The sequence below is a fragment of the Micromonospora sp. D93 genome (genome assembly GCF_018070365.1).
In the GTDB taxonomy this organism is placed as follows: Bacteria; Actinomycetota; Actinomycetes; order Mycobacteriales; family Micromonosporaceae; genus Micromonospora; species Micromonospora ureilytica.
On the sequence record NZ_JAGPXW010000008.1, the window covers coordinates 190675 to 201347 of the forward strand.

Genomic DNA, 10673 nt, shown 5'->3' on the forward strand with positions numbered 1-10673 from the left:
GACGCGACCGCCGGTGTCGACGGGATCGCTGACACCGGACCGACGCGCGCCGACGTCGCCGGCACGGGTGGCCCGACCGACGCGACCGGGCTGCGTCGACTCGCTGTCGACACGCTCGACGCCAACTGGGAGCACGACCACACGGTGCCCTCGCGCACGCTCTACCCGCACCAGTGGAGCTGGGACTCCGCGTTCATCGCCATCGGGTTGGCCCAGGTCCGCCCCGACCGCGCCTGGCGGGAGCTGGCGAGCCTGTTCCGGGCGCAGTGGGCCGACGGGCGGGTGCCGCACATCGTGTTCAACCCGGCGCTGCGGGTCGGCGCGTACTTCCCGGGGCCGGAGATGTGGCGCTCGGCCGACGTTCCGGGAGCACCGACGGTGGCCACCTCCGGCCTGGTCCAGCCACCGGTGCACGCGCTCGCCGCGTTGCTGGCGTACCGGCAGGCGCCCGACCCCACCGGCCTGGCGGCGCTGCGCCGGCTCTATCCCGCGCTTGTCGCCCAACAGCGCTACCTTTCCGACCGGCGGGACGTGGCCGGCGACGGGCTGGTCTGCATCGTGCACCCGTGGGAGTCCGGGTTGGACAACAGCCCGGCGTGGGACGAGCCGATGGCCGCGGTGCCGGCCGAGGCGGCCGTCATGTCCGCGTACCGTCGACACGACACCACGCACGCCGACGCCGCGCACCGCCCCACGGACCTGGACTACGCGCGTTACCTGGCGATCGTCGCCGCCTACCGCGACCAGGGCTACTCCGACCGGGACCTGGCCGCCGGCCACCCGTTCCTGGTGGAGTGCCCGCTGTTCAACGCGGCGTTCGGGGCAGCCGAACACGCCCTCGCCGAGATCGCCGCGCTCGTCGGCGGCGACCCCGGGCCGCACCGGGCCCGCGCGGCCCGGATCACCGAAGCGCTCCTCCGGCGGCTGTACGACAGGGGCACCGGCACGTTCCAGCCCCGTGACCTGCGAGCCGACCGCCTGGTGAGCGCCCGTACCGTGCTCGGGCTGACCCCGCTGATCCTTCCCGACCTGCCGACCCGGCAGGCCGACGCGCTGGTCGTCGAGGCCCGGTCGGCGCGCTTCGGGGTGGCCCGGCGGATGGACCGGCCGCTACCCACCTACGACCGCACCGCACCCGACTTCGAGCCGCTGCGCTACTGGCGCGGGCCGAGCTGGCTCAACATCGGCTGGCTGGTCCGGCGCGGGCTGCTCGCGCACGGGCACCCGGAGCTGGCCGCCGGGCTGCGCCGCTCGATGATCGGTCTGGTCGCCGGGGCCGGCTGCCACGAGTACTTCCACCCGGACACCGGCGTCGGGCTGGGCTCGCCGGCGTTCAGCTGGACCGCCGCGTTGCTGCTCGACCTGCTGGCCGAATGAGCGCGGTGCCGGGTGGTAGCGTCCCGGCGGCTGGAGGGAGCATCGTGCGCGAGATCGACAAGGTGGCCTGGATCCTCATCGAGGACGGTCGGGTGCTGAGCACCCGCTCGGCCGGCAAGGACGTCTGGTACCTGCCGGGTGGAAAGCGCGAGCCGGGCGAGACCGACCTGGAGACCCTGCGGCGGGAGATCGACGAGGAGTTGAGCGTCGAGGTCGACGTGCGCGATGCCGTACACCTGGGCACCTTCACCGCTCAGGCGCACAGCCACGCGGCCGGCGTCACCGTGCGGATGACCTGCTACCAGGCCGGCTATCGGGGCCAGTTGCGGCCGGCCAGCGAGATCGCCGAGATGGCCTGGCTCGGGTACGCGGACCAGCACCGCACCTCGCCGGTCGACCAGATCATCTTCGACCACCTGCTGGCCGAGGGTCTGCTTCGCTAGCGGCAGTTTGTCGCGGCCGGCCAGGGGTAACCGCCCGAGCGTGACCGACGGCGACGGGTTCCCGTACTTCATCGACGCGGTGTCCCAACGGTCCGGCCTGCCGGCCGAGGAGGCCGGCGTGCTCGCCCGCGCCGTGCTCCAGACGTTGGCCGAGCGGGTGACCGGCGACGCGCCCGGCGACCTCGTCGGGCACCTCCCTAACGAGGTCGGCGGCTACCTGACCGGCCCGGCCCCGGACGAGGGCCCCGGCCCTGCCCCGGACGTGGCCTCCGGTCCTGATGTCGGCGCCGATGGGTCGACGAGCGGGGTGGGCCTGGAGGTCGGCGGTTCCGCCGCGACCCCGATGGACGCCGGCCCGACGGAGTTCCTTCGTCGGGTGGAACAGCGTGCCGGGGTGGACCCGGCCACCGCCCGGTCCGGAACCGGCGCCGTCTTCGCCACGTTGCGGTCCGCGATGACGGTACGGGAGTTCCGGGAGATGGTGGCGCGACTGCCGCGCGACGGCGGGCCCTGACCCGGCTCCTGGCTTGGGCGAGACCCACTCGCGCTCACGCCTCGGGCGCTTCCTCGGGCTCGGTGACCCAGGCGGAGAAGACCGGCAACCCGTGCCAGGGACCTGTGACACCGTCGGTCCGGGTGTCGGTGGCGACGGCCACCACGGCGTACGGGTGCCCGAAGCGCAGCTCGGCGGTGCGGGCCACGCCCTCCGGCGGCAGACTGGTCAGCCCGAACATGCCGGTCACCGCCGCCGCCTCGAAGCCGTACCTGTCGAACCGGGCCACCGCCGTCTGCCGTGCCTCGAAGCGCTCCACCGGCAGCGCCATCGCCGTGGCCAGCGTTGCCGCCGCCGCCTGGAAGCCGAGCGTCGGCGCGGTCAGGTCGTGCTCGCTCCGCGCCGACCAGGAGGGCAGGACGGCGTGGTGGCGCTCCTCGCGGCCGTCGCGAGCGCGGGTGCGGACGCGCTCCTCGCTCAGCGTCCACAGCGGAGTCGCGCCGAGCGGCAGGTCGAACAGCGAGCGGCTGCCCGCCGGTTGCGTGCCGTCGGCCGCGCCGGCGCTGAGGTCGTACGCGACGGCCAGCACCTCGGCCGGTGGCACTCGCGGCGCGGCGGCCACCGAGAGGACCACCAGCCCCGCGCCGTCGGTCGTCTGGGCCGGTGCGGCGTGCACGATCACGTCACCGGCCCGCGCGGTGGACACGATGGCGCACCGGTGGCCCTGACTCGGGCTGCGCAGGGTTCGCCGCAGTTGGCTGGCCCACGGGCTGCCAGCGCCGAGCGCGCGTGCGTCGGCGACGTCGAACGGGGTCGCCCAGGACACCCGGGTGGCCAACGCGCTGGCCAGGGCCAGCACCACGTCCGGCCGGACCCGCAGGGGGAACGTCTCGATCAGGCCGAGGGTGTGCTCGCGCGCCCAGGCGTCCAACCCGGCCTGATCGGGCAGTACGCCGACCTCCGTCGTGCTGGGCAGCGCGGCCCGCCACGCCACCGGACCGCCGTCGCCCTGCCCCGGTCGGTGCCAGAGAGCTGTGGCGGCCCCGACCAGCGGGTGCGGCGCGTCCAACAGCGTTCGGGCGATCTCGGCCGCGCTCGGCAGGTCGGTGCCCAGGGCGCGCGCCAGCTCCGCGGTTGCTCCATTCGCGGCGGCTTCCGCCTCGGCGGCTCCTGCCTCGGCGGCCAGGTCGGGGCCGGCCGCCGTGGTGGCGCCGACCGCGAGCAGCAGCCAGGCGCCGAGCGGAGAGGCGACGTGGTGCCGGTCGCCGGCCGTGGCGTGCAGCCGCGCGGCGTACGCGGAGAGCGGCCCGTGCAGATCGGTCCTCATGTCCCTACTCTGCCCGCCGGCCCGGCTCACGACCACAGCTCGAACGGCTCGTCGATCTCCGTGTCGGCGAGAAGCGGGGTGATCAGTCGGGGGAGCTGCCCGGGGTAGAACCGCTCCCGACAACCTCGCGGTGACCACCACCCGTACCGCGCGTCGCTCCAGGATCGGCAGGTCGCGGGGCAGCTCGTTCATCGGGCCAGTCTGTCGCACCGCCCAATTCGGCGGCGGGTAGGCTGCCCGCCGTGGCTGGTCTGTTGAGGAATGTCGCGGCGCGTATCTCTCGGGTCGGTGCGGTGATCCCGTCGCCCCGGCGCACCGGGCCGGCGCCCGCCCAGGTGGCCCGCCGCCGTCAGGTGAGCGCGTTGCAGCGTCGGGAGCTGACCTACGCTCCGGAGCGGGACGGTCAGGCCGACCCGGGCGAGATCGTCTGGACGTGGGTGCCGTACGAGGACGACCCCCGCCAGGGCAAGGACCGGCCGGTGCTGGTCGTCGGGCGGCACAGCCGGACACTGTTCGGGTTGATGCTGTCCAGCCAGAGCGAGCGGGACGGGCAGCGGCACTGGTTCGCGCTCGGGCCGGGTGAGTGGGACCGCGACAACCGGCCGAGCTGGGTCCGGCTGGATCGGGTGCTCACCATGCGCGAGGACAGCATCCGCCGTGAGGGCGCCGTGTTGGATCGGCCTCGGTTCGACCGGGTCGGGCAGGCGTTGCGCGCCGGCTACGGCTGGCGCTGACCGCCGCGGGGCCACCGTCCGCAGTGCCTCGCCGACAACGAGCTGAGGTGTAGCAACGGAATCCGCACTGGGTTGGTGTGGGCTGGCGACGTGTGCGGGAGCCGGAGGTATGCGGTTGGTTGCCTTTGGAGCTGAATCGTTTGCGACATCACGGCCCACCCGGGATCGCGCTTGGTGTCCCTGCTGGCGTCGCACGTGGCTGTCGTGCCGGCGTCGCGTTGGCGGTCCTGCCGGGTCGCGCCGCTCAGCCACGACGGCTCGTCGGCGGGGCTGCTGGCGGCCGAATCGTTTGTGACATCAGCTCCAAAGCGCCAGCCCGGTGGTACCCCCCCGGTTACCCCCCGCACGGACGCCGCCTCGATCCACTTCGAGTCGCTGACATCGCGATGTTCGGGGGTGGTTGATACCGCGATTTCAGCGAAGTCGAGTGGATCAAGCGAGGGCGGGGCAGGACGCGGGCCGTGGGACGCTGGCGGGGCATCTCGGGGGCGGTCGGGGGGCCTCCGGAATGCGCGTCAACACGTCACACCGCAACACGCCGGTAGGCCGCAGACACGGGCACGCAGCGTGGTTATCGTCCGCCGCAACGTGCATCGAGCGGCGTCGCAGCACGCCTGCTGGGCGGGGCTTCCAGGTCGTCCGCCACGGCACCGAGAGCGGCGGGAGAATCTGGTGGCGAACGAGGCGTTGCGGGTGGCGATGGCCGAGGCGGGCGAGACCGTCGAGTCGTTGGCCGAGAAGGTCCACGTCGACCCGAAGACGGCGGCGCGATGGCTCGCGTCGGGGCGCATCCCGCACCCGCGCACCCGGGTCGCTGTGGCCAAGGTACTGCGCCGGGACGCGGCCGACCTCTGGCCGGAGCCGTTCCGCCGTCGGGACTTGCCGTGGTTCCGACCGTGGGCCGAGCTGGAACAGGACGCCACCTCGCTCCGGTGGTACGAGCCGCTGCTCGTGCCGGGTCTGCTCCAGACCGAGGGGTACGCCCGCGCGATCCTGGGCACCGGTGGGCTGGTCCCACCGTCCGAGGTGGACCAGATCGTGGCGGGCCGCATTGAGCGGCAGGCGGTCCTCGGCCGCGACGCTCCACCGCAGCTGGTGGCGGTGATCGACGAGGTGGTGCTGCGCCGGTCGGTCGGCGACCGCACCGTGATGGCCGGCCAACTGGCCCACCTCGCGAGAGTGGCCGAGTGGGAACACGTGCAGGTGCGGGTGATCCCTGCCGAGTGCCCGTGGCACACCGGGCTGGCCGGTCCCTTCGTGCTGGGTCGGCTGCCCGACGGGACCGAATTGGCATATCTCGACAACCAGCTCCGCGGTCAGGTCGTGACCGATCCCCTCGACGTCGCTAGCCTGGGACGCAGGTGGGAGAGCGTCACCGGCGAGGCGTTCCCCCGACGACGGTCGATCGAGCTGATCAGGGAAGTGGCCACGACATGGACATGACCGACGCCCGCTGGCGCACCGCGACCCGCAGCAGCAACAACGGTGGTGCCTGCGTCGAGGTGGCCGACAATCTGCCCGGCCGGGTGCTGGTGCGCGACAGCAAGGACCGCGACGGCGGCACCCTGACCTTCGCGCCGACCGCCTGGACGGCGTTCGTTCGAGAAGTGCGTACACCGGGCCGCTGATCCACTCGGGGCGGCGCGCCCGTCGCCTGAAACGGTCAGCGCTCCGTGAGGAACGCGCTGTCGACAAGTTGGCGGGGTGACCGGGCGCCGCCGAGGCTCTTCGCCTGGTACATGGCCGCGTCGGCGCGGCTGAGCGCGTCGGTGAGCTGGGCGGGGCCGGTCACCGGGGCGAGCCCGACGGAGGCGGTGACCCGGACGCTGCACCCGCTGAGCCGGATCGGCGCGGCGACGGTCTCGCTGAGCCGGCGGGTGGAGTGCTCGATCCAGCGCCGGTCGACGGTGGGGCTGGAGAGCAGACCGGCGAACTCGTCGCCGCCGAGGCGGGCGACGAGGTTGTCCCCGGCGAAGCCGGCGAGCCGCTCGGCCACACTGATCAGCACCTGGTCGCCGGCGGCGTGCCCGTACCGGTCGTTGATCTGTTTGAAGTCGTCCAGGTCGAGCACGACGGCGATCAGCGGCTGGCCGGCGGCGTCGGTGAGCAGGGCGGCTGCCAGGCGGTAGAAGGCGCGTCGGTTGGGCAGCCCGGTGAGCGGGTCGTGGCTGGCGGCGTGCCGTTCGGCGGCCAACTCGGCCTGGAGGTGGTCGATCTCGGCCTCGGCGCGCACCGCCCGTCGGCGCAGTTGCCAGGAGGAGAGCAGCGCGCCGGCGGCGCAGACGCCGGAGGCGACACTCATCGGATCCGGCACGAACCCTCCCATCGCCGCGACCGCCTCCAGCCTTCGGTTGACGCGGCGCGCCGCGTCGGGCCCAGTTTTGCCTGATCGTTGCCCGTGTGGGGGTAACGCAAAGTGAACGGATGGGCACCGATCATCTGCGTTATCATGCTCGCCGTCGGATGCAGATGCAATAGCAGATGCACGTGCAGAACCGTCCAATGTCGATACCGCACCCCCTCGCCGTCACCGCTCCTCCCACGGCCACCGGCGGGCTCGTAACAGAAAGACGCCTCCATGCATCAGCCACCCAATGGCGTACCGATCCACCAGTTGCCTCCGCTGAGCTGGCAGAAGAGCCGCCGAAGCAACCCGAGCGGCAACTGCGTCGAACTCGCCGAGCTGCCCGGGGGAGCGGGCATCGCGGTTCGCAACTCACGACACCCGGAGGGGCCGGCGCTGATCTACACGGTGGATGAGATCGCCGCCTTCGTTCTCGGTGCGCGGGACGGAGATTTCGACCATCTGATCAACTGACCGTGCCGGGCAGGGTCGTCCCGGCGACGGGACTTATTCACCGGTGTGGAGGAGTTCACCTCACTGTCGGTCCATGGCATGCTTACACGTCGGCCGGGCCGGGGCGCCCGGCCGCCGTGGGTCGGTGTCCGGAGGTCCGCACGTGACGATGGTTCCCGCCGAGGGCGGCCCGACAACCGGGCCGACCGTGCTGCGCATGCTGCTCGGCGCCCAACTGCGCCGCCTTCGGGAGTCCAGCGGGGTGACCCGGGAGGGCGCCGGCTGGGAGATCCGCTCCTCCGAATCCAAGATCAGTCGGATGGAGCTGGGCCGGGTCGGCTTCAAGGAGCGCGACGTCGCCGACCTGTTGACCCTCTACGGCGTCAGCGAGGAACACGAGCGCGACGCGCTGCTCAAGCTCGCACGGGACGCGAACAGCCCCGGCTGGTGGCACCGCTACGGCGACGTGTTGCCGTCCTGGTTCCAGTCGTACCTGGGCCTGGAGGCCGCCGCCGCGCTGATCCGCAGCTACGAGGTGCAGTTCGTCCCCGGCCTCCTGCAGACCCGGGAGTACGCCCGGGCGGTCGTGCTGCTCGGGCACGGCGCGGCCGGTGCGGGCGAGATCGACAGACGCGTCGGGCTGCGGATGCAACGTCAGCAGTTGCTCCAGCGGGAGAATCCGCCGCAGTTGTGGGCAGTTGTGGACGAGGCGGCGCTGCGCCGGCCCATCGGCGGCGCCGAGGTCATGCGCGGTCAGCTCACCGCGCTCATCGAGGCGACCAAGTCACCCCACATCCGGCTCCAGGTCATCCCGTTCGCCGCCGGTGGCCACGCCGCCGCCGGGGGCGCCTTCACCATCCTGCGCTTCGGCGACCAGGAGCTACCCGACATCGTCTACATCGAACAGCTCACCAGCGCCATCTACCTAGACAAGCGCGACGATCTGGATTACTACGCGGTGGCCATGGAGCGGCTCTGCGTCGAGGCCGAGCCGCCGGAGCGCACGGCGGAGATCCTCGGCCGACTGCTGGACGACAGTTACCCGGCCTGACCTCGACCGCGTAGCCGTCGCAGGCGGCACCCACAGCTCACGTATTGACCGACGCCGACTGGTCGGGCTAGTCTCTGCATCGATACAGACTGCATCGATACAGAGAGGTGCCGGTGAAGCCAACACTGCAAGCCGTGGCCGACGCCGTCGGTGTCTCCCGCAGCACCGTTTCCAACGCCTACAGCCGCCCCGACCAGCTCTCCACCGCCCTGCGGGAGCGAATCATGGACGCTGCCCGGCAACTCGGGTACGCCGGACCCAACCCCACCGCGCGCTCCCTTCGCCGAGGCTTCGTCGGGTCGATCGGGGTGCTGTTCACCTCGCAACTGTCGTACGCCTTCACCGACCCGTTCGCGGTCCGCTTCCTCGCCGGTGTCGGCGCGGCGATCGAGCGACGTGGCACGAGCATGCTGCTGGTGCCGCTGCCGCCGGCGGTGACCGACGCCCGCCGGGCGGTGGAGAACGCCGCCGTCGACGGGTTCTGCGTCTACTGCGTCGCCGACGAGGAATGGGCGTTGGACGTGATCCGCCAACGCGGGCTGCCGTTCGTCAGCACGGCCGCCCGCGACGACGCCGGCGCCGACGAACGGTTCGTCGGCATCGACGAGCGGGCCGCCGCGCGCAGTGCCGCCGCGCACGTCGCCGGGCTCGGGCACCGTCGGGTGGTGCTGCTCGCCGACTCCGTGCTGCCCGACGCGCCGGCCGGCCCGCTCACCCTGGCCGGGGTCGACCAGGTGCCGCATCCGACCACCCGAGGTCGGCTCAGCGGGTTCGCCGACGCCTTCGCCGAGGTCGGCGTCGGCTGGGCCGAGTTGACAGTGGTCAACGTCCCCGGCAACAGCCGCCCGGCGGCAGCCGCAGCCATCGCCGGGCTGTTCGGCCAACCCGCGCCGCCGACCGCCGTGCTGGCCTGCTCCGACGTCCTCGCGCTCGGTGTCCTGGACGCCCTGGCCGCGCGGCCGGCCCATGATCGTCCCACCGTCTCGGTGACCGGCTTCGACGACGTCCCCGAGGCCGCCGCGGCCGGCCTCACCACTGTCCGGCAGCCGGCCGAGGAGAAGGGCCGGATCGCCGCCGAACTGCTGCTCGACCCGCCCGCGGACGCCGCGGCCGGTCACGTGTTGCTGCCCACCGCACTCGTCGTCCGGGGCTCCACCGGACCTGTCCCGAGGAGTTGACCATGGAACTTCCCACCGGATACATCACCGCGCTCGACGCCATGAACCGGCACGTCAACTCGGCCCGACCGGACGCTCCGGTCCAGGTCGAACGCCCCCGCCGGGCCCTGCTCGCCCCGACCCGGCAGGCCACCGCCCTCGCCCTGCGCCGGCTCGCCGACCGCATCCAGCCGCGCCCGCTGCCCGGCACTGCTCGCTGCTCCTGACCCGAACCCCACCCCATTCCGGTACGCACGGGACGAACAGTGTGGGGCCGGGCACGCAGAGTGGTCGAGAGCGGCGTTGCCAGGCAGACTGGTGAAGCCATGTCACCGCTCACGCCCACTCTCCGCCTCCACGACCGCTACGTACTGCACGAGCGGATCGGTCTCGGCGGCATGTCCGAGGTGTGGCGAGGCGACGACGAGGTGCTCGGGCGGCCGGTCGCGATCAAGGTGCTCGCCGGGCAGTTCGCCACCGACCCACAGCTGCGGGCCACCATCCAACGCGAGGCCCGCGCGGCCGCCCGGCTGGCCCACCCACACGTGACCCAGGTGTACGACTACGCAGAGGCGACCCTGGCGGGGGGTGTCGTGGTCCCGTACCTGGTGATGGAGCTGGTAGACGGTCACAACCTGGCCGACCGGCTGCGGACCGGGCCGCTGCCCTGGCCGGAAGCGGTCCGGGTAGCCGGGCAGATCGCCGCCGCGCTGGCCGCCGCGCACCGCATCGGCGTCGTGCACCGCGACGTCAAGCCCGGCAACGTCATGCTCACCGACACCGGCGCCAAGGTGCTCGACTTCGGCATCGCCGCGCTCGGCGGCCTCGACGGTCAGTCCGGCGAACCGCTGATGGGCACCCCCGCCTACTTCGCCCCGGAACGGCTGGCCGCCGGCCCGCCCGACCCGGCGAGCGACGTGTACGCCCTCGGCGCACTGCTCTACCGCACCCTCACCGGGCGGGCGCCACTGCCCGTGCAGAGCTGGGAGGACGCGCTGGAGGTGCACCGGCGGGGCACCCCGGTGCCGCCGCTGCGGGTGCCCGGCCTACCCGCCGACATCGCCGAACTGACAGTCGCGTGCCTGGCCGCCAACCCGGCCGACCGTCCGAGCGCCGCACACCTCGCCCGCCGCTTCGGTGCCGGTCAGCCGATCGAGCCGCCCACCGAGCTGCTGCCCGACGGTCGGGGGCGCGGTGCTGGCGGTGGGACGTGTTGGGGACGGTGCGGCCGGCGTCGGCGAGTGCGTCGTGGGTGCGGGGGCCGGGGCGGACGTCGATGGCGCGTCGGCGATCT

At 73.0% G+C, this 10673-nt stretch carries 13 protein-coding genes; 11 read left to right on the plus strand and 2 right to left on the minus strand.

Going from position 1 to position 10673, the window contains the following annotated elements:
- The first annotated feature begins 90 nt into the window (after window positions 1-90).
- From KBX71_RS12795 to KBX71_RS12805, 3 genes are read left to right on the plus strand one after another with little or no spacing between them, the layout of a single operon-like run.
- Window positions 91-1377, plus strand: a complete 1287-nt coding sequence (locus KBX71_RS12795; RefSeq protein ID WP_210818161.1) for a hypothetical protein — start codon at window positions 91-93, stop codon at window positions 1375-1377.
- 44 nt (window positions 1378-1421) lie between these two features.
- Complete coding sequence (locus KBX71_RS12800; RefSeq protein WP_210818144.1) at window positions 1422-1820, plus strand: NUDIX domain-containing protein; 399 nt, start codon at window positions 1422-1424, stop codon at window positions 1818-1820.
- Window positions 1821-1860: 40 nt separating this feature from the next.
- Window positions 1861-2334: a DUF2267 domain-containing protein gene (locus KBX71_RS12805; RefSeq protein WP_210818145.1), complete on the plus strand. Its 474-nt coding sequence runs from the start codon at window positions 1861-1863 to the stop codon at window positions 2332-2334.
- Window positions 2335-2368: 34 nt separating this feature from the next.
- Here the strand turns inward: KBX71_RS12805 and KBX71_RS12810 are convergent, their stop codons facing one another.
- On the minus strand, window positions 2369-3640 hold the full coding sequence (locus KBX71_RS12810) for a hypothetical protein (protein WP_210818146.1): 1272 nt from the start codon (window positions 3638-3640) through the stop codon (window positions 2369-2371).
- Window positions 3641-3882: 242 nt separating this feature from the next.
- Between KBX71_RS12810 and KBX71_RS12815 the strand changes: the two genes are divergently transcribed.
- The 3 genes from KBX71_RS12815 (at window position 3883) to KBX71_RS12825 (ending at window position 6002) form a co-directional block, all read left to right on the plus strand.
- Window positions 3883-4374, plus strand: coding sequence for a type II toxin-antitoxin system PemK/MazF family toxin (locus KBX71_RS12815; RefSeq protein WP_030336385.1), 492 nt, complete (start codon window positions 3883-3885; stop codon window positions 4372-4374).
- A 699-nt stretch (window positions 4375-5073) separates the two neighbouring features.
- Window positions 5074-5817: a helix-turn-helix transcriptional regulator gene (locus KBX71_RS12820; protein WP_210818162.1), complete on the plus strand. Its 744-nt coding sequence runs from the start codon at window positions 5074-5076 to the stop codon at window positions 5815-5817.
- Window positions 5808-6002 (plus strand): DUF397 domain-containing protein, encoded by a 195-nt coding sequence (locus tag KBX71_RS12825; RefSeq protein WP_196927002.1) that lies wholly within the window; start codon window positions 5808-5810, stop codon window positions 6000-6002. Before KBX71_RS12820 ends, KBX71_RS12825 begins: the two co-directional genes overlap by 10 nt.
- 35 nt (window positions 6003-6037) lie before the next feature.
- Here KBX71_RS12825 and KBX71_RS12830 read toward each other — a convergent pair whose 3' ends face one another.
- Window positions 6038-6688, minus strand: a complete 651-nt coding sequence (locus KBX71_RS12830; RefSeq protein ID WP_196927000.1) for a GGDEF domain-containing protein — start codon at window positions 6686-6688, stop codon at window positions 6038-6040.
- 264 nt (window positions 6689-6952) lie between these two features.
- Between KBX71_RS12830 and KBX71_RS12835 the strand changes: the two genes are divergently transcribed.
- The 5 genes from KBX71_RS12835 to KBX71_RS12855 form a co-directional block, all read left to right on the plus strand.
- Entirely contained in the window at window positions 6953-7192 is a 240-nt protein-coding gene (locus tag KBX71_RS12835; RefSeq protein ID WP_088947853.1) for a DUF397 domain-containing protein, read from the plus strand.
- 142 nt (window positions 7193-7334) lie between these two features.
- Entirely contained in the window at window positions 7335-8222 is an 888-nt protein-coding gene (locus KBX71_RS12840) for a helix-turn-helix transcriptional regulator (RefSeq protein ID WP_210818147.1), read from the plus strand.
- Between the two features lie 113 nt (window positions 8223-8335).
- Window positions 8336-9400 (plus strand): LacI family DNA-binding transcriptional regulator, encoded by a 1065-nt coding sequence (locus KBX71_RS12845; protein WP_210818148.1) that lies wholly within the window; start codon window positions 8336-8338, stop codon window positions 9398-9400.
- Window positions 9401-9402: 2 nt separating this feature from the next.
- The gene (locus tag KBX71_RS12850; protein ID WP_247683362.1) at window positions 9403-9606 is read left to right on the plus strand and encodes a hypothetical protein; all 204 of its coding nucleotides are present in this window, start codon (window positions 9403-9405) and stop codon (window positions 9604-9606) included.
- 99 nt (window positions 9607-9705) lie between these two features.
- A partial coding sequence (locus KBX71_RS12855) for a serine/threonine-protein kinase (RefSeq protein WP_247683363.1) occupies window positions 9706-10673 on the plus strand: 968 nt, incomplete at its 3' end.